This window comes from Rhizobium sp. 01N424, assembly GCF_056399485.1.
This window is the reverse complement of sequence record NZ_JBFTRK010000010.1, coordinates 201,207-221,994: the sequence shown is the minus strand read 5'-3', so window position 1 is coordinate 221,994 and position 20,788 is coordinate 201,207. Positions and strand designations below refer to the sequence as shown.

Genomic DNA, 20,788 nt, shown 5'->3' with positions numbered 1-20,788 from the left:
GCACGTCAAACTGCTGGGACAGTTCCACCAGCGTCTGCTCGCCTCGAATGGCGGCGAGCGCCACTTTTGCCTTGAAAGCCGGGCTATGGTTCCGGCGCGGTCGTCTCGTCATGGTATCTCCTGTTCCTGGCATCTAAGCCGAAGTCAGGCAGAATTTCCACTTATCCCCGCTGTGCAGATTTCCCGAGCCAGCTCTCAAGGCCAGATTTTTCAGCATCGCGCATCAGGGAGCGGGCAAGGTTCTTGACGCCTTCCTGACGGCGATCCTTGTCGATGTCGGCGTTATCCAAGTAAATGTATCCGCCGGGTTTGGTGTGTTTGAGAGCCCATCGAACACAGTCGGCCCTTCGTATCGCGTCAACGATTATGAGATCGAAACTTTCGTCGGGAAGGTCGTACAGGTGGGTTTCTTCGTCGCGAATTAACAAAGACGCATTGCACACAGCTACTGCATCGAGGCTTTTGCGGGTACGGTCTGCCCAATCGCGATTATGTTCGACACTTACAATTTGCGCCACTTTCGGGGCAAGCCAGAGTGTTGACATTCCAGACCCAAATTCCATCACAGACCAATTGGGCTCGATCAATGAGCGTATCGCTACCGTGGCCTTCGGCGGCCACCAGGGTTCGTCCGCAAACTTTCCGCGTTTCGCATCCAGGCTTTCTAATATCCGCCTAGGAAGCTGCAAAAGGTCCATTGGAGTTATCAGCCCTCCTTCGCCGTCATGAAAGCGAGATATCCGTTCGTTATCGGCCTTCCATATCTTCCAAAGCAGACGTCGGACCATGCCATCATCCTTCCTCGGTTACGACATGAGCCAGATTGGCAATCGAAAAGGACGTGTTGAAACCCCCATTTGGGCTACTCGAGGGAATATGATCAAAGCACTTCTATCAGACCCCTAGCGGTCGGCTCCAAATTGTTGTCTTGTTGGTTGGCATTGCGTGGATGTGCACGACGGAGCCTATGGCAAACTCGCCTGATGGCAGCGGCGTCAAGAGGTCCCGCGCAAGCGCATTGCGCATCGGGGTTATCCGTCCGTCTCGATCGATTGTCGCCTCGGTCACGACGGGCGCGACGATGTCCGGCAGGCCGCCGGTCCTTGCTACCCCATGCGATGACTTGCGCGCCGTCACCAGAGGCCAGAACCGGATGGCCACTGTCCTTACCGACGCCTGGTCCCGGAATACCTGGTCCAACAACTGTTTCGGCAGAATTCCGGTCTTGAGGGCAGCTGCCGGGATTTCGAGGAAACGCTTTCGGTCAGCTTGAGTGAATTTGCCTTCGCCGAGCGCACCATCCGCCAGCGACGCTCGCCAGTAGCCCAGAATGTCTCGGATGTTTGCCGTCATAGTCTCTGCGATCCCCGGTTGTTCAACGACAGGATGCTGGCATACAGGATAAGAAAGCGTAATGAGATCAATACAGCGATGCGTGAAGAGGGTGAGAGGCTCCAGTTATCATGTCCCATTGGCGCAGCGGTAGCGACGGATGTCCGAAACCAACACCCGATCCGCCGCAGCGGGATTTTCGGCCGCTTAGTCACCAGGTGCAGCGGGGAGCCCGCATAAAAAAGAGGCTCCGCAGCGGGAGCCTTCTGAAATCATCACAGATCGAGCGATCAGCCAGTGAGTCCAACATTCAGGCGCCGGCGCCTCGCTGCCCAGAGAGCGATGCCGCCGAGGGCCACGGCCCCCAGCCCGGCTCCCGCTTCAGGGCCTGGTACTGCAACTGCAGATCCCTCGAAAGTCACTTCGCTCGCGAAGGTCCAGGAACCGTTTGCCAGAGCCGCGACGCGTACGTATTGCGACACGAAATTCAGACCGTCGATAAGAAAGCTTGAAGCAGGGCCGCCGTCTTCATGGAACGTGTTGTTGGCACCGTCGGCGGGTATGGTCAGGGTCTTTTGCAGAACCCATTCGATGCCGTCCGTCGATGAGAAAACCTGTAGAGAGGGGAAGACCACATCGCTGAGGCTGTTCTGGGCCGTGTAGAAGGTTATCGAGGCGACCTGCACGAAGCTGTCGAAGAGGAAGTCGATATTGACCGTCGGCTTGTTGTACCAACCGGCCCACTCGATGCCTCCGCTATGGGCCCATCCGGCGTTCCCGGTGATACCGTCGGTCAGCTTCGAAAACGATGGATCAGAATAATCGTATGTTCCGTTCGTCGTCGGCTGGTCAAAACTATAGCTGTCCGGATTGAGCGTTTCAGCCATCGCCGGACCGGAGAAAGCCGCGGCCGCGACGACGATGGCGTATTTTAAACTCGACTTCACAATATTCTCCCCCCACGCATACTCGACGTGACTTTAAATCCCCGCACAAATAAAAGAGAACTACATTGCAGTAATGGCTGTCAACTCATGTACGTCTAAATGATTAACTGAGATATGGTCAGTATTGACGGAATTTTTGAGCGCAGGACCATCTTTTTATCTTGTCTTCCAGACGGGAATTCTGCTTTTGACGTCAACCGGTGGTGAGTGATCCGGCAATTGCGTGATCTGAAAATACGCCGACCATTCGCGCCGCCGAGCCCTTGCTTTGCGTGCGCTCAGTACGGTTTTTCGAAATCACGGTCGTTCTTGTGAATTCCATGGCTCAAGGGGGAACCTCGCTCCCACTGTTCCTAGACGACGCTGGTGGTCGTCACGCGCCTGAACGGGATGGTACGATCCTTCTCCAGTCGACTTCGATCGCCGGAGGCTCATGGAAGGTGTCGAGCCCAGGCCGGTAGGTCGATTGGCCGATAGGCGCCCCATCGCTGCAAAAGAAAAGGCCCCGTTTCCGGGGCCGTCATTGTTGCGCGGGATAGCTGGCTCAGGCGGCCAGGACATCCTCCTTGCGGCGGCGCTTCATCCAGAAAGCCATGCCGCCAAGTACCAACGCGCCAAGGCCGGCACCGGCTTCCGGACCAGGCACCGCCGTGGGAACAGCTTGGCCGTTCGTCGCAACAGCGATCTTGCCGAAGGCAAAGCCCAAGCTGTCGCTCGTGCTGATCGTCAGCGAGCTGATGGCATCACCGAACCAGGCAAAGTAGGCAGCGCCGCCCTTGTCACTCTTCGTCAGGACGTCCTGCGTCAACGTTTCGCCGCCAGCGCTCAGGGTGACGGAGCTCGTCCCATAGAGGTTTGCCTCAGCTAGGAAGCTGAAGCCGGTCACCATCTTGTCAAAGGTCAGCGTGATCGATTGCGCGTACTGCGAAAACAGAACTTGACCAGAGTATTTCTGGATCCAGGAGCCTGTGTTCCAACCGTTGCCGATCTGGAGGACCTGAAGTGGATTGGACGACGAGGCGCTGACGCCGCCGAGCGTTACCGCACCGGGCGTCGAAAGGTTGGTGCCGTAGTTGGACGTAACCGAGTAATTCGAAGCAGCGTCTTCGAATTCATCGCGATCGGTCGTCATTGTGGCGCTCGCAGATGTCGCAAACGCAAGCGTCGCGCCCAAGAGGAGGGCAGCTAGCGATTTCTTCACGTTAAAACTCCCATTAGAAAAAAACATCACCGCGAGCGACAAAGCGCTGAATCTTAATCATGCGTCAACTATAAGCAGCAAAGAAAGTTAATCTGCGCCAGACTATTACTGGGTTATTCCTGGCGTCAAGCTGCCCATTTGATTTCATTATGTCATCTTATATCGCTTTCTTTGCGTAGTCTTACGAGACGCGAGGCGTCGCCTAACGCGCGGCACGGCCTCTAAAATGCAGTCGTGCCCAGTATTTCAGGCGACCATCCTAGGACGCACCTGGACGAAGCTGGAGAACCGGAAATCGATGTTGACCGTGGGCGTGTTGGTCCATCCCGCCCATTCGACGCCTCCACTATCCGCCCACCCTGTGTCCCCGGTGATGCCATCGGTAAGCTTGGAAAGTGACGGATCGGCTTACCTGAATGTTCCGTTCGACGTCGCTTGATCGAAACTGTGGCTGGGCGGATTGCCCGTACCGGCCATTGCGGGTCCGGACAGGACCACAGCTGCGACGATGATGGCGTACTTAAAAATAGACTTACGACATTCTCCCCCCACGTATACTCAACGTAAATTTCATACCGCACGAGCGACACAGAGATCCGGAGAATATTTACTGTAAACCATGGATAACATAAATTAGTATCGAAAATAAAATAGTATAATTTTAGAGAAATGACTTATATTATCCGGCGCTTTATAAGATAATACTGCCGCTAGTGACGGCCAGTATTTCCCGCGGACTTCTATCCAGCGCTTCTTTCCCGTGAAGCTCCACACCATGAACGACGTTCTTGGGGTTGCAAGGCTGGCTCAATCTATCCTCGGATGCCCGATGAACCGTCAGCGTCCGCATGACGGATCGATCAGGCTTTCTGCAGACGCATCGTGACCTGACTTTGGCCCCATCGCATTCGCCAATATGAAAAATCCCCGTTGACCGTCGCGTTCGCCGCCGATCACCCCAATCGTGACGCCACCCATGAACCTTTTCGCTAGGAACACCTGGTCAGCAACGAGTTTAAACGGGTTGATGCCAGACAGATCGTCGGCAGGCACAAAACGAGCCCAATAGATCTGCCGTTCGAGCTTGATACCGAGCCGGCGAAATTCAATGGAGCTGACCTTTGTCTTCGCTAGCGCCGCGGTGAACTTCGGCGCAAGGCACCCCATGTGGATGTGGAGATGATCCTGGGTACGGTTGACCGCAGCATTTATCGCGAGGGCAACACCGTCCCATTGATCTCTGCCCTCAGGCACGGCCAACGACCGCTCGCTCCACGCCATGGAAAAAAAGTTTGGTGCACCGGGCGCCAACAGGCGCGGATCCTCGATGCCCGGTATCTCGGCAAGCGGCGAAAATATCGTCCGCTGGCTGGCCATCGGCTCGCGGAGTACGGCATATGACAAGAGCGGATCTTCCCCCTCAGATACTTTCAGACAGGGGAATGCGCCGCCGGAGAGTTTGAAGCTGATTTCGCAGGTTTTCAGGACTGTCGTCAAAGCGGACCGGCTGTCAATTGCGAGTACAGCAGACGCCGTGAGGGCGCAGCTGATAAAGATTGAGAAGAAACGTTTCATCGCGCAGCACAATAAGAAATCACAGTCGGCGGTCAATAAGCAGGGTTTCCCTTTTGGAAAAATGTAGCCAGCCGGAGTTGAGGCTGGAAGTCATCGTTGCCAAATTGTCCGGAGGCATCAGCAAAAGTCCCTCGCCACGGCCAATGACCTGGCGCTCGACGAAAGACCGAGACCCGCATTGGCCGGAGAGAAGCAACAAAACTCAAGCTGCACGGCCAACAATTGTCTCATCGACTTAACAGCAGCGGCCTCAGAATCAGTCCCGGACAGGTGCAGGGATATTGGAGGCACTGGGGCCGGGATTGCCGGAAACCGTACATGGTGGCAGATGGCGCGTCGAACACGAGGTACCTGCGTGGGTTCGCTTGCATAACAATACGGCAATCATTGGCCTCCCCGCGCCCCTTGATGCGTCAAGCGGTGTACCCTCGACGAAATCCATAGATCCGCGTCACCGGTCTCGGCGCGATTCGACATTCCGAATTCTCAACAAATCTGTGTGCGGCAACTCATGTTTTAGAGCCTGCCTGGGATGACAGCGCTAAAATTGGACCTGGGGCCTGATGGCTTTGCGCGCAGCAGCCACCAGCTGGCTTTTCACCAGAGCAAAAGCTCATTTCCTTCCTGAGCTCCCCAGAACAGGGCGGTGGGGGGCTAGTCCCGCCCGTAGGCTTTGTTTTCCTCATTGATAACGACGGCGCGTACCTGATCGATCAGGACGGCTACTACCTCGTGGAGGCTGCATAAATGGTCGATACCCGTGTCGCAGTACAGTCGAAATATGATATCGTTCGCCGCGCCTTAGCGTCCGCTCGTCGTGCCAAGCAGAGTAATATCCGCTCACGCGGCGTCATGTCTTCGCCGCCGACCATTACTCCGGACGGGACAACGGCCCCAGCGGGTCAGACTACGGCCTTTAACCGCAGCGCCTTCCCGGCTGGACTATTCCGCGAGACGGGCGGACAGTGGTACGCATCCGGCTCCAAACTCAAGTCGGCTATCATCTGGACATCCGGTGGCAACCTTGGTGACGGGGCAGGCGGTCAGGTCAACTGGTGGCGTATCGGCTTCTCTGCCGACGCGGCGAAGGTGACGTTTCGTCTGACAGGTGCCGCCACTACCGCGAAGTATCGGTTCATCGTCGATGGACAGTATGTCGATCTGACGGGAACGGCGACCCTCAATACCAGCGGAACGGAATATATCACGCTGGACTTCTCGTCGATCGGCGGGCGAGCTCGTCGAGAGATCATCCTCGAAGGCCAGCCGGGCTGCACCTTCACGGGTGTTTATGTCGGCGCCAACGAGACGGTTGGAAAACTCCCGGATCCGGAATTTCGCTCGGTGATCATAGGCGATAGCTGGGTGCAAGGTTCTGCCGCAACGGCGCTAGGCGATGGGCCATTCGCCCATATGGCAGATCGTCTCGGGTTCGAAGGCCACATGAATAGCGGCTCCGGTGGCACAGGCTGGGACCAGTCCAGCCCGACCGCTTACAACTTCCTGCAGCGCATCCAGAATGGCGACGAAGCGCTTAATGGAGTGCCGACAGGGCCGATCTTCTTGATGGGCAGCATCAACGACAAGAACGCTTCAGCTTCGAACATCACGACGCGTTGCGCCGCTGCAATAGCCTTGCTGCGATCCCGCTATCCGGTCCTTCCGATCATTGGTTTTGGTGTTGCCCCGGTGAACGGAGGGACGGGCGGAACGCTTGCTCTGGTCGACAACGAGGCGGCGGTGAAGGCTGCTTTCGACCAGTTCTCATCTGACAAGCTGGTGCAGTTCAAGCCGGTTGTAGGGGCTGTAGGCGGTTGCTTCGTGGCGTCCGGTGCCACCACGGGCCATCCGCTTATGTTCGATACCTCTCACCTAAACGACGCGGGTTGCCGGTCTGCAGGCGCTTGGTACGCCGACCAAACGATGGATGCGCTCGCGGCTATGGCGGCATGACTGTTGAGTTGATGATCCCGTGAATGCTAATGTGTCGGTTGGGTAGGGTTTTGCGGGATCATCATGATAATCGGCTTTGTAGCCTTCGTTGTAATCTTCGGCCTTCTGTTTCTGCGAAAGAGATACCCGTTCCTCACGCCCATAGCTTGGGGGTCGGCGATCGTCACGTGTTTCGCATCCGGGCTCGTTATCGGCTCGCTGATGTTTGACTCCACCATTTTGAGGGTAACGTCCTACGAAGCTGGATACCCTCTAGCTCCTTGGTTCGGGATGTGGCTCGTTAGCTCGATGGGCGTCGTCTACCTAGTCCTGCAGAGCAAATAGTCGACAGCGGCCAATACCCGTAACACTCCTCGCGGCACCTTTTTGTAGACGCGCTTAGGATGTCCCGCCTTCATTGCGTCTAGGGCGCCTCCGATCAGCCCTGCGAAAACCCCACCCACGATTACCGACCAAATCAGGACGTCAAGGTAGAAGTTGGCTTGTTCTGCAGGGTTCATTTGGTCGCTATCGAGAAAAGTATACAGGGCGTGGTTAGTAACGCAGTGTCAATTGCGGGTCTCCACTTCGGACACTCTTGACATATAGTTGCCGCGAGCAGCAAGTTGTTCCTCATACTTCCAAGGAGGGTTGAGGTCGTGAAATCTAGCATCAGTGCATTGGAGAAGTTATATCCCGAAGTGTCGGTCGGCGGCTACAGTCGCGTCGATGGAACGGTTGAGTTCTTCCAGAGGGTTAGTGCCCTCGTGAACCCGGGAGATGTTGTAGCCGATATAGGAGCAGGCAGAGGCTACGCTCATGTGGAGCAAAGTCATCTCTTCCGTACTAAAATGATGAACTTCCGCGGCCGCTGCGCGAAGGTGATCGGGTTAGACGTTGACGACGCCGTGCTCAGCAATCCTTCGCTGGACGAGGCGCACGTCATCACAGCGGGGACGCTGCCGCTGAACGACCAGGTGATCGACCTCGCGTTTGCCGACTGGGTGTTGGAGCACATCGAGCATCCATCTCAATTTCAGGCCGAGGTTTTCAGGGTCTTGAAGCCGGGGGGATGGTTTTGTGCAAGGACCCCTAATAAAAACGGGTATATCAGCATTGCGTCTCGCCTGTTGCCTGACGCTCTTCATTCCACAGTCCTGAAGCGAGCGCAGCCAAATCGAAAATCACAGGACGTGTTTCCAACGTTTTACCGCATGAACACGGTGACACAGATAAGGTCCGCCTTTCCGGCTGATCGTTGGAACCTCGTGACCTACACCCATGATGCCGAACCGGCATACTTTGGGAACAACATCACACTCTGGAGGGCAGCGAGGCTGATGTTCTGGCTAACGCCGCCTTCTATGAGATCAGCCTTGATGGTCTTCGCACAGAAAAAGCCTACAGTTTAGCTGTATCCTGGAAGATTGCACGTTACCAACGAATTGGCGGGAGTTGGGTCATAGTCTGCTGAACCGCGAGAACGTTGGGTTTCGTTGATCGATCTGTCTTGCGTTGAACATTTCGTAATGGCCCCGCGGAATTATTTTTTCTGAAGAAGAACATGACCAAAAAGTTGATCGCGATTACCGCTAGAAATGGACGGTAGGTATTGCGCATCGGGTATGCGTTGGCTTGCACGAAGAACGCAAAAAGCATCAGCGATGTGAACAATGAAACAGCCGCGTACCCTTTTGACAGGGAGATCAGCGTCGACCGCAGCGATAGCCAAAGCGTGAAGATCGCAATGACCAGGAATATCGGGCCGAAGTTGTAGGCTTCTGCGATCGCACTCATTGGCACGTAAAGCCCCAGGCGGATTTCCGAGTTTCTGAGCACCTTGTCAAAGCCATCAATGCCCGAGGGGAGCGGAGAAAATGAAAGCCAAGAATAGATGGGATTGAAATTCGCTGAGACCGTCAAGCCGTCTGTCGTGGTGAAAATTCCTTGGAAGAGGTTCACGATGACGTATCGCAATTGGGTGCCCGACAGATCGAAGGCGTTCCCAATCATGTGGGGTAGTGACGAAAGTCCAAACTCGCCAAGGCCTCGGCTTGTCAGCGCGCTTTGCATTACGAGGAGAAGTACCACGACGCTGGCAGCAAGTTTAGGAATGTGGTTCCGGTTTGTGGTTGCAAGCCAAGCTGCAGCGAACGCAAAAATCATGACAGCTGCGCCGCGCGACGCGCTCGATAGGGAGTAGAGGAAAAGCCAAGACGTGGTCACCGTAAGGACGAAAGCATTTAACCTAGATCCGGATCGCCATGCGAGCGGCAATGATGCGGCCGACAAGATCGCAAATAGCGAGTAGAGTTTAAAAGCTGCGCTAAGGGCTGAAGAATCGAACCTCGGCGGCGCCGCGCCGTACCAAGCATGGAACATCATGCTGCTGTAGTCGATGACCGACAGCTGAAAGAAAACGAACAGCGCGCAACCCCCTGCTACGTAGGGGACGAACCGTGATGCTGCACCGGCGAGTTGTTTAACGACCTGCCTGGTCGAAACGGTTTCGGCCGGAGCGAGGAGAACACTTGATGAATATGCGATGACCGCAATCAGGAAGTAGGTCCAGATACCAAGATTTTGATTGAAGAGGTAGGTGAGGCGGCTCTCCGGGCCGGGATCATCGATCAAGACATTCCCGAAGAAGAAGGCGATCTGGCTACAGATCACATAGAGAATTACCAGATGGACTGCCGTTACAAAGCGAAAGCGGCGGGTGATCTCTAACAGCATCAATATTTCGATGATCAGCGAAAATGTGAGGCTCATAAGATCTCCGGATTTTGGCGCCCGGCACCATCTTACTTTTCGAACGCCAAGTCCAGGATTGTCGTTCAATAGCGTTAAGGTCAACACCCCACCGCCCCATCATCAAAAGGGGCCGTTTATGAGTACGGCGGTCCCTGCTTCACGAATGCCTGTTGGATCTTTCGGAAGGTCTCACCGGCTGGATGAGAACCCAAAGCAGCGAGCTTATGTCTCAAGGCGTCATATTCCGAGAGGGACACTCGCCTTTTGAGGGCTTGCTGTGCAAGGGAGGCCAGCTCGTCACATATCTCCGTGACCCGATCCTTGTGCTCTTCAGTCTCGGTTGAGTTCGGGTAGTGCCCCACGTCAGTAATGGGCATGCCGGCGACGGCTCTGCACTCCGCAGCGGCCTTTTGCAATGCGTTGGAAATCTCTTCCGTCATAATGTAATCTTCCCGGTAACTGCTGCTCTCAGACCACGTTAGCCCTTGGACAACAGCTCGGCAACGACGACGCTGGCAGCACGGTTTGGGAGAGGCTTGAAGCCGAACAGGGCATGCAGGAAATCGATCGGATCATCGAAGCCAAAGGCGCGCTGCAGCTCATCGAGACTGCGGCGCTTCTTGCGCAGAACGCGGAAGACGGTGGCGCGACCAGACGCCGATAGGCGCGGCTCGTGCAGGCCGTCATCCTCGAAGTAGGGCTCGCCTGCCTTCTCGTCGCCTGGCGCGATCTGGTCGAGCTGCATGCGGATGGCATCACGGATGAACTTGGACCGGCCGTGAGGCCCTACGATCGCGTCAATGCGCAGCAGATCCTCCGGCTGGAGGTTGGCGTGCATCCTGACGAGGTTTAGTGGCGGGCGTCCCATATGTTTATAATTGCAGGTGGCTGGTTAAATATTTCAGAATTGCGAGCTAGGGTTGCCGGAAGAAAATGCTTGTACTATGGATTCCCTCCAAATGGAGGCCGAATTGCATGAGTTCGAAATTGATTGACAGCATTATCGACACCAAGAACAGGTCGACGAATCTGAAGATTGTCTTTGTCGATGTCGTAGCTTACTCGCAGCGTCGGTCGCAGACCCAAGCTCAAGTGATCGACGCGCTCATGAAAAGCTTAGAGAAGGCGCGCTCTGAAACTGCAAAAAACTATATCCAGTATTGTGAGGACAATGGCGTAAACTTTCGGTCCGACTTGATACTTATCCCTTCAGGAGATGGTGCTGCAGTCTGTTTTCCGTTCGAGGGAATGCATGACGTTCATCTGTTCTTCGCAAAGCAAATCCTTAAAGAGGTTCACGCCGCGAACAGCGCTTCACATTGTGCGAAGTTTGGAGAACAGGGGTGGTGCAACTGTCATGCGAACTTCAACCTCGCCGTTGGCGTGTCTGAGGGGAAAGGGATCATATATCGCGACGTCAACGATAACTACAATGTGGCTGGAACAGTCATTAACCTCGCTGCCCGTGTCATGAATTTAGCGGAGCGTAGTCAGATCATTTTTACCGAAGACGCTTATCGCGGTCTAATAGACGTCGTGAACGATCCAGCAATGGATGAAAAGTTTTTTCAGTTCAAAGACGTGTCGATTAAGGCCGGGCAAAAAATCAATATCTTTCAGTATGTGGAAACCGGAGCTGACTACCTGAACGTTGCCCCGCCCAAGCCGGTTGCAATCCAGCAAAAAGCCAATGAAGCAATGAAGGCTATGGAAAGAATTGGCTTCTCAATGCCGAGTCCACACGAAACGCCAGACTTCGACAAACTCTCATTTGCCGAGACATTTGGAACGCTTTTCGGACCTAGTGCGTCATCGCCCCCAACTATAGATGGGGGTTCGAGGAACCGGTGATGTGGGCGCGATCTGGTCGAGCTGCATACGATAGCATAACGGATGAACTTGGACCGGCCGTGCGGCCCTACGATCGCGTCAATGCGCAGCAGATCCTCCGGCTGGAGGTTGGCGTGCATCCTGACGAGGTTTAGTGGCGGGCGTCCCATGCAACCCAAAATTCCGGAGCGCGGTTAACATTTGCCAAACGACAAGAAGGGCCCACTGTGCTAACGCCGCGAGCCCTTCGTCCATCAGTGTCCGCCAAGACGCATCAGGATGGTTGGTAAATAGTTTATCGAACGACGAGCCGGTATCGTTAGATTTCGGGATAGCCGGCCCAAAGTCCCGTCACATCTTCTGCGGGCCGTTTATTCAGGCGTCGGCGTTCAGGATACGGGCGAGGCTATAGGCCTTATCCATCCCGCACATCGCCAACCAGGTGCCTTTATACTTGGCGAAAGTGTGATTGACGGTATATGAGGCTATTTTCTGGCGCGATCCACCATTGACAACGTACGGTGCTGGTCAGTCCGGATCGCGTCTACCTGATGCTGAAGGGAAAATACTTCGCATTGATCGTATCGTAGACATCGCTCGACTGGATTTTCTCAAGGGCGCCATTCAGTTTTCCGAGCAAATCCTTGTCATCGGGACGCACGGCTATCCCCGCTCCGTCACCGAAATACTCAGCATTCTTGATGTCCTCGCCCTTGAACTCGCAGCAGCTTCCGGCCTTGGTGTTGGTCAGCCAGTCGTAGACCGCAAGCTTGTCTTCAAAAATGATATCGACACTTCCTTCAGCCAGTTCCTTGTAAAGGTCGGGCGATGCCCGAACCACGGCCGTCGATACATTGGGATAGTATTTTTTCGCGTATGCCTCCTGCGCCGTTGCTGCAGTGACGCCAAGTTTCTTGTCCTTGAGGTCATTGGGCGACGTGCCTGCAATGTCGGAACCTTTGCGCACAATGAACACGGATGGGCTGTCGTAATATTTTGCCGAGAACGCCACTTTCTCACGTCTCTCGGCGCTCATGGACATCGACGAAACGATGGCATCATACTTGTTTGCGAGCAGGTTGGGGATCATGCCTGTCCACTCCTGGATCACAAATTCGCATTTGAGCGCTGCCGCCTCACACACGGCTTTGGCGACATCGACGTCAAATCCCTGGAGCTGGTTCTCGGAGTCTAGGTAGTTGAATGGTGGAAATCCCCCTTCCACCGCCACACGGACGGTATCATCTTCGGCTGCCAGCGACGGAAACGGCGCCCCTGCGGCAAGGGCCATCACCGAACCCAAAACCAGCATCCTTCGCGTAATGAACATCGTCATTTCTGGCATGTTGCGACCCCACCGTTCGTTGCGCCTATCAGGCTGTTTGATGATGCCAATCAAACCATCAAAGATTTAAGATGCTTACCCTTTCCAAGCACTAAATTTGCGCATCCTTGACAAGCTTTTCGTAATGAATGCGCGCCAGAATTGAAGGCGCCCCGGGAGAGAAGCTCTTTGTCTGCATATGACCTACCCCTACGTCTTGCCCAGAAAGCCGCCCGCTCTTCTGGAGCCACACTCGTGCTGCTCGCGATCAGCGGTGTTGCCATTCTCGGCCTCGTGTTCGTCGCAGCACTTTGGGCCGGGAAAGAAAGTGACGCTGCGGCGTTGGACCATCAGCGAAAACTCGTCAACGGCCGCCTTCAGGACCAGGTAGACCGGGTTTCGAAAGACATGCGCTTGATGGCTGCAGGCTTATCGTCACTCCTGTCGGAAAATACGGTGGCCGCGGATGACGGAAACGACAATAGCACCGCCGAAGCTTTCGCCACCGTCGCAAAGTCCGTGTTTGGATACAACGGCACCTATCTGGTCACATCGACCGGCGATCTTGCGCTTGAGGCCGACGCCGAAACCGCCCGCCGGTACAGATGGGTCCGCCCGCTCCTTTTGCCGATGATAAAGCAGTCCGATCTCAAGGGCCCTGGGCAGAGCGAGACGAACCCAGAGCGGATCCATGTTGCGCTGATGAAACTGGAGGGGCGGCCGTCTATTGCGGGCGTCGCGAAAGTGACAGGGTCAATCGAAGCCAATGGCGTCAAGGTAACACCGGTGCAGCCCTTGTATCTCGCTGCTTTCCGCTTTCTTGATGGGGCCACTCTTGATGCGCTCAGCCGTGAGCAGGGCCTTGCCGGCGCCCGGTACGCGCGAACCGCAGACGCTGATGCAAATGAGGTCGCCTTCCAGATCGAGGCAACTGCTACGAGCGAGCCCATCGGTTTTATCATATGGACGCCGGATCTTCCCGGCTCACGCGTCGTTGCCCGTCTCGTGCCCCTCCTTTCGGTCGCAGGACTGCTGATCGGCGGTCTGTTCTTCGCACTCATGGCACGGTTGAGAAAAAGTTTGCAGGAACTGGGCCGCAGCGAGGACCATGCTCGTCATCTGTCCTATCATGACGTGTTGACGGGATTGCCCAACAGAGCGCTCTTTGCGGAGCGCTTTCAGCATTGTCTCGACACCCTGGATGCTTCTGCTGACTATGCCATCGTGGCACTCATTGACCTTGATCGCTTTAAAGAGATCAACGACACCCACGGACACCCGGCAGGGGACGAGCTTCTGCGCAGCGTTGTGATCCGGCTGAGCCCTCTGTTTGGAGAACGGGATATGCTTGCCAGGGTAGGCGGCGACGAATTCGCCTTGCTCCTGTCCCCTGGGAGCGCCGCGGGGCGAGCGCTCCCAGAATTATGGGAGGAGGTAGTCTCCGAGCTCGCCAAGCCATTCAATCTGCGCAACGGCGATATCGTTGTCAGGATTGGTGGCTCGGTTGGTGCTGTTATGGTCAACGACCGGACGTTAGCCCGCAGCGAATACCTTCGTCGCGCTGACGTGGCGCTTTACGAGGCCAAGAGCCGTGGAAGGGGTCGGTGTGTCGAGTATCACGAATATCTTGATACCCGAAATGTCGAAAAGGACAGCCTGACTCGGGATCTTCGTCTTCTTCTGGGCTCCGCCAGCGATTCCGTCACACCGGGACATAAGGGCGAACTGGAAGTATTCTTCCAATCAGTCCACCTGGCTTCCGATGAAATGTCGCTGTCGGGTGCGGAGGCTTTGGTACGGTGGAGGCATCCGCATCTAGGGTTGCTCACGCCCGACATGTTTATTCCGATTGCCGAGGAGGCCGGCCTTATCGACCAACTCGGGGAGTGGGTGTTGAGAACTGCCGCGCTAAGAGCGGCATCATGGCCTTTGAGCATCACGCTGGCTGTCAACGTTTCGCCCTCCCAAGTCCGGCGCCGCGGATTTGGTGACCGCGTTCTTTCTATTATCAAGGAGGCCGGCCTCAGCCCCTCGCGTCTCGAACTCGAACTCACAGAGGCTGCGCTTTTTAATCTGGACCACGGCGCTCAGGAGACCCTTGCGGTTCTTCGGGCGCACGGAATTCGCATTGCCTTGGATGATTTCGGAACCGGCTTCTCTTCGCTTAGCCATCTAATCCAATTCAATATCGACAGGGTCAAGATCGATCGCTCATTCGTCAGTTTGCTTGGAAGCCAGGCCGAGGGAGCTGCCATCGTTTCGTCAATCATCGGATTGAGCAGAAAGCTCGGCAAGACCACAACAGCTGAGGGTATCGAAACCCAAGGGCAACGCGACTTCCTGATTGCGGCCGGTTGCACCGATCTGCAAGGTTTCTATTTTTCCCGCCCGATGGCGGGCGTGGATTTTGACCGGATCATTGCCAGACACGAGGATCGTAATACCGTGGCCGCACATACCGCGTGATTCTTCCAAGGACTGTGTATCACGGCACCGTACCCGCTAAACGCGCAAGCCAGGCTGTCAGTTGTCACAGTGCTCCAGCCGAGTGTTCTTAATTCGGAGTGCGAAGCCTTGGTCCGTCGAGCAACCCTACCCCTGCGCTCTTCGGTCCAGCTATTCCGATGCAAATTCCTAGCATCTGCAAACTCTTGAGAAAGACAATGCTTGCATTAGCGCCTCCTGTTGATAGCATCCGCCTTAGGGGATAAGTTATGACGATAGAAGAACTGATGGATCTGCAGGAAGCCGGAGCCAGAGCGTGTGTTTTGGGACTTGCCGGCCACGAGAACCCTTTCCTAAAAGCAGACAAGCTACCCCCAGAAAACCACGACGGATTGGCCGACTGGCTTTCCCGCCACGATGCGTGGAAGTTTGGGTGGGAGGCTGAGAACGCCAGCCGTGAGGGCAACCTCTTGCCGTATATGCGAAATCTGCTGCCTCACATCGAACAGATACCGGGTTAAGCACGTTGAGAACGCCGCAGCGGCATTGGCTTTGAAATACACCAAACGCTTTGTGAAACGAAAGCCAATGCGGTGATCATCCCTAATCCCGGCGGCTGAGTTCCTGAGTTCGACGTGACGCGTCAGTGGGCGACAGAGCGGACGCCAAGCCCAGTCTCTTGTATGCCTCATCCGGGGCTTCGTTGGCGCCCATAAGCTTCAACATCATGCCGATCATCCGACGCTCTACCGCACTATCGGCGAGCGGTGCAAGCTGCCCCGGGTCTCTGACCAGGTCATAGAGCCGCGTCTCCTTCTCCAACAGTGCTCCCGGTCCATAATTCGAGTACATCGGTGAGCGCTGTGTGACCGGCACCTTCAGGAGGGGCACGCTTTTCGTCCAGCCAAATGGCGGGGACAACGTAGAGGCAGAGAGTTCCTCAGGCGTGAACGGCTGCGTGATATGCGTCGGCATCACGGTATATTGGAAGATTTCCTGAGTAGCGAGGTCCGCCGGAAACCGGTGATAGGTGTGGCGGCCGTCCGTAACATTGACCGCGCCACCGAAATAGCCAAACAGAACCGCCTCGCGCTGACGCTCCGCAAGGAGCGAGAAGCCTTCGGTCTCCGGAGGGGCTGCCACGCCAAACAGGTCGAGAAAGGTCGGTCCGACATCGACCGACTGGGTCAGGCGGTCGATCCTTCGTGCTCCCGGCTTGCGCGGGTCGTGAACGAACAGCGGAATATGAACGATTTCCTCGTACATGTTCATCCGGTTCTTTGCCCAGAAATCATGTTCGCCGAGCAGGAAGCCATGGTCGGTCGTCACCACGAGGGCTGTGTCCTTCCACAGATCGTGCTCATCGAAATAGTCCAGAAGCTGCCCGAGCAGGAAATCGCAGAGCGAAACGATCGCATAGTAGTTGGCCCGAAGCTCGTCAGCCTCTTGCGGCAGCTCCTCGACGCGGCCATATCTCGGCCAGTCCCGGATCGGCCCATCCCAGTCCGTCTTGAATGGTTCCTTGAAGCGTTCGGGAGCGAAGAACGGTTCATGGGGATCGAAGGTCTCGATCTGCAGCAGCCAGTCATCCGCATCACGATTGGCATCCAGGAATTCAAGGCCATGTGCAAAGCACTGGACAGAAGGAAAATCCTTCTCCTCCTTGATGAACTCGCGATTGATGAGATAGGGCGCAAATTTGCCCATCGGCCCTTTGGGCGCCTGCGCCTCGTGATACTTTTCCCGCAGCCGCTCCCAATGCGGCTGGACCATGGCTTTCCAGGGATCGGACTCCTGGCCGCGAACGAATTCGAAGGTGGAGTAACGGTTGTGATAGGTCGCCCCGCCATCCTCCCAATAGTGATAGTGGTCAGTGATCAGATGCGAATGAACGCCCTTCTGTTTGAGCAGTTCCGGGAACGCATTGTCGAACGGCTCAAGTGGCCCCCAGCTGCGATGCAGGAAAGTCAGCCGTCCGGTCAGGAGATCACGGCGGGCGGGCATGCAGGGCAGAGAACCCACGTAGTGCTTGTCATAGACCCTTGTACGCGCCGCCAGCCTGTCGAAATTCGGCGTCGGGATCCTGGTGCCGCCGTAAGCGCCAAGCATGTGCCGGTTCAATGAATCAAAGAGGACGAAGACAGTCTTCATGAGTGGTCTCCCTGAGGTCCGGAGGGCAGGTGCCGCATTATTTTACGGCTCCCATGGTGAGGCCCCGGACGATGAAACGCTGCCCAACGAACATCATGATCAGCGCCGGTATCGTGGAAAGGATTGAAGCGGCAGCCATCTGGCCGTACTGAACCTCGTATTGCTGGGCAAAGCGCGAGATCGCAACTGGAACCGTTGCCGTATGACGGCTGGTCAGCGTCAACGCGACAGAGAACTCATTCCAGGAGAAGACGAAGGCAAGAACTCCAGCCGCGATAAGCCCGGGCACAGCCAACGGAAGGGCAATGCGCCAGAAGATTGAGGGCCGTCTGCATCCGTCGACGAGCGCCGCCTCTTCGATCTCGTGCGGGATCTCGCGGAAATAGGCCATCATCATCCAGATGGTCATTGGAAGGTTCAGGGCGATATGCGTCAGCACCAGTGCCGTCAGCGTGCCCGAGAGATTCAATTCCCGGAAGATCAGATACCAAGGTCCCACGAGAGTGAGCGGTGGGATCATGTTGAAAATCAGCGTCCAGCCAAGGAAGACACGCGAAATCAGCGTGCGCGATTTGAAATGGACGAGAGCGTAGGCCGCAAGCGTTCCGATGATCAGCACGCCTGATGTCGACAGGATAGCAACGACGAGGCTGTTCCAAACGTTTTCGGGGAAATCTGAGCGCCGGGAATAAAGCACGTCGGCATAGTTGAAGGATGTTGGCTTAAAGAGCCACGATCCCTGCAGGATGTTGATCTCGTATTTCAAGGATTGATGGAAAACCCACAGGAACGGAGCCAGGATGACGAACACCCCGGCTGAAAGAAGGAGAATGCCGATCAGGCGGCTTGGGCCTCTCAGATCGAGCATCAGGTAGCCCTCACGAAACGGCCAGCGCGATGCGCGACCCAAATGAATGCAATGGTCGCGGCAATCACGGCAATTGACAGCATTGAGCCGTATCCGAGATCATTCTGCTGGAAATAGACTTTGTACAGGTGGAGGCTGACGACCTCGGTCGATGTACCTGGACCTCCTGAGGTCAACAGGAAGATCTGATCGAAAACCTTGAAGGCGAGGATCGTGCGGAAAAACATCGCGACCAGCAGCGTCGGCCAGATCAGCGGTATGATGATCCGCAGGACAATCGTTCGGTTTTTTGCGCCGTCGATGCGGGCCGCCTCGATGACGTCGCCGGGCACTGCCTCGACGGCTGCGAACAGGATGAGGAAGACAAAAGGCGTCCAATGCCAGACGTCGACGATGACGACCGACAACAGCGCCAACGAAGTCGATCCGAGCCAGTTGATCGGTTGCAGCCCCACAAGAGTGACGGCTTGGTTCAGGACACCGAAGTCTAGGCTGTACATCAGCTTCCACATCGAACCGATCGCCACCGGTGGCATGAGGATCGGAATGATCAGGATGGTGCGCAGGATAGCCTTTGCCTTGCCCGCCGACGAGACAAGGATGGCAAGCACCAGGCCAAAGGCCAGCTCGATCAAAACGCTGATGATCGCGAAGACCACAGTGTTCTTTAACGCAATCCGGAAGATGTCGTCGTCAAGCAGCTGCCTGAAATTCTCCGCCGGGGTGAATTGCCAGATCTCACTGGCCCTCTCGAAGGTAATCGTCGAAAGAGACATGGCGATCAGCTCGCCAACCGGGTAGACGGTCAGAAGCAGCAGGAAGAGGGCGGCCGGCGCCAGTGCCAGCCACTGAAAATGACGGTCGATGAAGTCTGCGAAGGGACGAGGCTTTTCAGATCTTGTCGTCATGGCATGTTCCGCAGCCGCTCCTGGTGAGGAACGGCTGCCTGCTGGAATGACTATTCGGCGAGCGGGCTAAGGAGACCTGTCTTGCGGCCACCCTTCTTGAAGATCGCCTCGATATCCTTTGCGGCCTGGTTGAGCGCCGCAGCGGAGGAGAGTTCGCCGATCAGCGCCTGGTTCAGCCGCAGGCCAAGCGCCTGGTTGACGGCCGGACCTTCCGAATAGCCAAGCAGCTGCTTGCCGTATTTGATTTCTTCCTGGTATGCCGGCATCCAACGGAACTCGGGCCGATCCTTCAGGTCGGAGGAAAAGACGTCTTCGCGCACAGGGATCCCGCCGCCTTCGGCATAGGCATATTGTGCCTTGTAGGTGAGGAACCATTTCGAGAACGCGAGCGCACCCTTCTTGCCATCGTCAGAGGCGTTTTTCGGAACGGCTAGCACCCAGTTTCCGATGGCAACGCCAGGCTCGCCGTCGACCTTGGCCTTTGGCAGGACAGCGGCGTTTACCTTGCCGATGACTGCAGACTTCTTGGGATCGTCGAAATTCGGGAAGGCTGCGACAACGGCATGGGCCTGCAGGCCTTTGCCGGTCTGGATCAGCTGGATGAGATCGCCCTGTCCGAGCGAGGCGTAGTTCTGCGGTCCGCAGGACTTCGAGATCTCGATGAACTTGTCGAGCGCCTGCTTGACCTCGGGGCTGTTCACCGTAACCGTGAAGTCGCCATTGGCGGCGTCCTTTTCGATCGAGCCGCCGTAAGACAACAGATAGGCCATGAAATCGTAGTAGATCGAGTCGCCCTTCTCGCCGCGCTGCAGGTAACCGTAGCTATCCGGCGGGGTTTGGAGGACCTTGCAGTTTTCGAGCACCTGGTCGAACGTGACCGGGACCTTCAGACCCTTTTCCTTCAGGACATCGTCGCGATAGTAGAAAAGCTGGACGTTGCCGTTCGGCGAATATCCCATCAACTTGCCGCTCGCGCAGGTACGGAACTTCTTGGCTTCGTCCCAGCAGCCGCTGTCGCCAAAGGCGTAGACTTCTTTTGGGACCTGGAAGCTGGGATCGATCTCGTTCAAGGGCTGAAGGAAGCCGCCCTGATAGAATTCAACCGTGGAATTTCCGTTGATGTTGACAAGATCATAGGGGCTGGTGTCGCCGCTGCGCACGGCCGACCGTGCCTTCTCCAGCATTCCATCGAATGGCGTGACTTCGAGGTCAACCTTGTTGCCGGTCTGCTCTTCGTAGAGCGCGACCACGTTCTCGAACCCCTTGTACCAAGGCGATGCATTGATCAGGATCGTAATCGGCTCCTGCGAGCCGACATCCAGGAAGCTGTCGGCTGCTGCGGCCGGTGTCGAAAATGCCGCCATCGTTCCCGCGGCAAGGAGAACTGCAAATCTGCTGATACTCATAGGGTTCCTCCGTCGAAATCGCATTTTCTGAGAGTAAGCCGACAAACGCTGCAACGTTAAAGAAAGGGTTTTCTATGCCGAGCCGTTTCAAAGGAACGGCTGATGCTGATTTGTC

19 protein-coding genes are annotated in these 20,788 nt (G+C 56.0%); 5 read left to right on the top strand and 14 right to left on the bottom strand.

The annotated features are described in order from the left end of the window. From AC1DNK_RS23345 to AC1DNK_RS23320, 6 genes are all read right to left on the bottom strand, one after another. The coding region (locus tag AC1DNK_RS23345) for a transposase (RefSeq protein ID WP_477943575.1) at positions 1 to 112 on the bottom strand (112 nt) is incomplete at its 3' end. 49 nt (positions 113 to 161) lie between these two features. Further along, complete coding sequence (locus AC1DNK_RS23340) at positions 162 to 788, bottom strand: O-methyltransferase (RefSeq protein WP_477943555.1); 627 nt, start codon at positions 786 to 788, stop codon at positions 162 to 164. 106 nt (positions 789 to 894) lie between these two features. Then, positions 895 to 1,353: a hypothetical protein gene (locus AC1DNK_RS23335; RefSeq protein ID WP_477943554.1), complete on the bottom strand. Its 459-nt coding sequence runs from the start codon at positions 1,351 to 1,353 to the stop codon at positions 895 to 897. A gap of 269 nt (positions 1,354 to 1,622) precedes the next feature. After that, positions 1,623 to 2,279 (bottom strand): hypothetical protein, encoded by a 657-nt coding sequence (locus tag AC1DNK_RS23330; protein WP_477943553.1) that lies wholly within the window; start codon positions 2,277 to 2,279, stop codon positions 1,623 to 1,625. A 544-nt stretch (positions 2,280 to 2,823) separates the two neighbouring features. Beyond that, positions 2,824 to 3,480: a hypothetical protein gene (locus AC1DNK_RS23325; protein WP_477943552.1), complete on the bottom strand. Its 657-nt coding sequence runs from the start codon at positions 3,478 to 3,480 to the stop codon at positions 2,824 to 2,826. An 837-nt stretch (positions 3,481 to 4,317) separates the two neighbouring features. Then, complete coding sequence (locus AC1DNK_RS23320) at positions 4,318 to 5,055, bottom strand: CDP-diacylglycerol diphosphatase (protein ID WP_477943551.1); 738 nt, start codon at positions 5,053 to 5,055, stop codon at positions 4,318 to 4,320. 747 nt (positions 5,056 to 5,802) lie between these two features. On the opposite strand from AC1DNK_RS23320, the gene AC1DNK_RS23315 reads away from it, so the two are divergent. Together AC1DNK_RS23315 and AC1DNK_RS23310 are read left to right on the top strand one after the other, a co-directional pair. After that, on the top strand, positions 5,803 to 7,008 hold the full coding sequence (locus AC1DNK_RS23315) for a hypothetical protein (RefSeq protein WP_477943550.1): 1,206 nt from the start codon (positions 5,803 to 5,805) through the stop codon (positions 7,006 to 7,008). Between the two features lie 605 nt (positions 7,009 to 7,613). Then, on the top strand, positions 7,614 to 8,399 hold the full coding sequence (locus tag AC1DNK_RS23310) for a class I SAM-dependent methyltransferase (RefSeq protein ID WP_477943549.1): 786 nt from the start codon (positions 7,614 to 7,616) through the stop codon (positions 8,397 to 8,399). A 22-nt stretch (positions 8,400 to 8,421) separates the two neighbouring features. Here the strand turns inward: AC1DNK_RS23310 and AC1DNK_RS23305 are convergent, their stop codons facing one another. The 3 genes from AC1DNK_RS23305 to AC1DNK_RS23295 all read right to left on the bottom strand — a co-directional run bounded on the left by AC1DNK_RS23305 (position 8,422) and on the right by AC1DNK_RS23295 (position 10,609). Continuing rightward, positions 8,422 to 9,759 carry a hypothetical protein gene (locus tag AC1DNK_RS23305; protein WP_477943548.1) on the bottom strand — a complete coding sequence of 446 codons (1,338 nt, stop codon included), beginning with the start codon at positions 9,757 to 9,759 and terminating at the stop codon, positions 8,422 to 8,424. A 116-nt stretch (positions 9,760 to 9,875) separates the two neighbouring features. Then, the gene (locus tag AC1DNK_RS23300) at positions 9,876 to 10,181 is read right to left on the bottom strand and encodes a hypothetical protein (protein WP_477943547.1); all 306 of its coding nucleotides are present in this window, start codon (positions 10,179 to 10,181) and stop codon (positions 9,876 to 9,878) included. A 38-nt stretch (positions 10,182 to 10,219) separates the two neighbouring features. Next, on the bottom strand, positions 10,220 to 10,609 hold the full coding sequence (locus tag AC1DNK_RS23295) for a ribbon-helix-helix domain-containing protein (RefSeq protein ID WP_477943546.1): 390 nt from the start codon (positions 10,607 to 10,609) through the stop codon (positions 10,220 to 10,222). A gap of 107 nt (positions 10,610 to 10,716) precedes the next feature. Here AC1DNK_RS23295 and AC1DNK_RS23290 point away from each other — a divergent pair, with 107 nt between their 5' ends. Continuing rightward, positions 10,717 to 11,592, top strand: a complete 876-nt coding sequence (locus AC1DNK_RS23290; protein WP_477943545.1) for an adenylate/guanylate cyclase domain-containing protein — start codon at positions 10,717 to 10,719, stop codon at positions 11,590 to 11,592. A gap of 523 nt (positions 11,593 to 12,115) precedes the next feature. On the opposite strand, the gene AC1DNK_RS23285 is transcribed toward AC1DNK_RS23290, so the two are convergent. Beyond that, on the bottom strand, positions 12,116 to 12,916 hold the full coding sequence (locus tag AC1DNK_RS23285; protein ID WP_477943544.1) for a transporter substrate-binding domain-containing protein: 801 nt from the start codon (positions 12,914 to 12,916) through the stop codon (positions 12,116 to 12,118). Between the two features lie 234 nt (positions 12,917 to 13,150). On the opposite strand from AC1DNK_RS23285, the gene AC1DNK_RS23280 reads away from it, so the two are divergent. Continuing rightward, positions 13,151 to 15,361: a putative bifunctional diguanylate cyclase/phosphodiesterase gene (locus tag AC1DNK_RS23280; RefSeq protein WP_477943543.1), complete on the top strand. Its 2,211-nt coding sequence runs from the start codon at positions 13,151 to 13,153 to the stop codon at positions 15,359 to 15,361. 248 nt (positions 15,362 to 15,609) lie between these two features. Continuing rightward, a complete protein-coding gene (locus AC1DNK_RS23275) occupies positions 15,610 to 15,861 on the top strand; it encodes a CrpP-related protein (RefSeq protein WP_477943542.1) in 252 nt (83 codons plus the stop codon). An 82-nt stretch (positions 15,862 to 15,943) separates the two neighbouring features. On the opposite strand, the gene AC1DNK_RS23270 is transcribed toward AC1DNK_RS23275, so the two are convergent. From AC1DNK_RS23270 to AC1DNK_RS23255, 4 genes are read right to left on the bottom strand one after another with little or no spacing between them, the layout of a single operon-like run. Continuing rightward, positions 15,944 to 17,491 carry a sulfatase gene (locus tag AC1DNK_RS23270; protein ID WP_477943541.1) on the bottom strand — a complete coding sequence of 516 codons (1,548 nt, stop codon included), beginning with the start codon at positions 17,489 to 17,491 and terminating at the stop codon, positions 15,944 to 15,946. A gap of 37 nt (positions 17,492 to 17,528) precedes the next feature. Then, a complete protein-coding gene (locus tag AC1DNK_RS23265; RefSeq protein WP_477943540.1) occupies positions 17,529 to 18,359 on the bottom strand; it encodes a carbohydrate ABC transporter permease in 831 nt (276 codons plus the stop codon). Beyond that, on the bottom strand, positions 18,359 to 19,267 hold the full coding sequence (locus AC1DNK_RS23260) for a carbohydrate ABC transporter permease (RefSeq protein WP_477943539.1): 909 nt from the start codon (positions 19,265 to 19,267) through the stop codon (positions 18,359 to 18,361). The genes AC1DNK_RS23265 and AC1DNK_RS23260 overlap by 1 nt, the downstream gene beginning before the upstream one ends. Positions 19,268 to 19,317: 50 nt before the next feature. Then, positions 19,318 to 20,673, bottom strand: coding sequence for an ABC transporter substrate-binding protein (locus AC1DNK_RS23255; protein ID WP_477943538.1), 1,356 nt, complete (start codon positions 20,671 to 20,673; stop codon positions 19,318 to 19,320). Positions 20,674 to 20,788: the final 115 nt, after the last annotated feature.

Excerpts from the sequence above, each read along its gene's own strand:
- AC1DNK_RS23260 (WP_477943539.1), bottom strand. The coding sequence starts at position 19,267 with ATGACGACAAGATCTGAAAAGCCTCGTCCCTTCGCAGACTTCATCGAC.
- AC1DNK_RS23335 (WP_477943554.1), bottom strand. The coding sequence starts at position 1,353 with ATGACGGCAAACATCCGAGACATTCTGGGCTACTGGCGAGCGTCGCTG.
- AC1DNK_RS23275 (WP_477943542.1), top strand. The coding sequence starts at position 15,610 with ATGACGATAGAAGAACTGATGGATCTGCAGGAAGCCGGAGCCAGAGCG.
- AC1DNK_RS23300 (WP_477943547.1), bottom strand. The coding sequence starts at position 10,181 with ATGACGGAAGAGATTTCCAACGCATTGCAAAAGGCCGCTGCGGAGTGC.
- AC1DNK_RS23285 (WP_477943544.1), bottom strand. The coding sequence starts at position 12,916 with ATGCCAGAAATGACGATGTTCATTACGCGAAGGATGCTGGTTTTGGGT.
- AC1DNK_RS23270 (WP_477943541.1), bottom strand. The coding sequence starts at position 17,491 with ATGAAGACTGTCTTCGTCCTCTTTGATTCATTGAACCGGCACATGCTT.
- AC1DNK_RS23295 (WP_477943546.1), bottom strand. The coding sequence starts at position 10,609 with ATGGGACGCCCGCCACTAAACCTCGTCAGGATGCACGCCAACCTCCAG.
- AC1DNK_RS23320 (WP_477943551.1), bottom strand. The coding sequence starts at position 5,055 with ATGAAACGTTTCTTCTCAATCTTTATCAGCTGCGCCCTCACGGCGTCT.
- AC1DNK_RS23305 (WP_477943548.1), bottom strand. The coding sequence starts at position 9,759 with ATGAGCCTCACATTTTCGCTGATCATCGAAATATTGATGCTGTTAGAG.
- AC1DNK_RS23265 (WP_477943540.1), bottom strand. The coding sequence starts at position 18,359 with ATGCTCGATCTGAGAGGCCCAAGCCGCCTGATCGGCATTCTCCTTCTT.
- AC1DNK_RS23255 (WP_477943538.1), bottom strand. The coding sequence starts at position 20,673 with ATGAGTATCAGCAGATTTGCAGTTCTCCTTGCCGCGGGAACGATGGCG.
- AC1DNK_RS23315 (WP_477943550.1), top strand. The coding sequence starts at position 5,803 with ATGGTCGATACCCGTGTCGCAGTACAGTCGAAATATGATATCGTTCGC.
- AC1DNK_RS23290 (WP_477943545.1), top strand. The coding sequence starts at position 10,717 with ATGAGTTCGAAATTGATTGACAGCATTATCGACACCAAGAACAGGTCG.
- AC1DNK_RS23340 (WP_477943555.1), bottom strand. The coding sequence starts at position 788 with ATGGTCCGACGTCTGCTTTGGAAGATATGGAAGGCCGATAACGAACGG.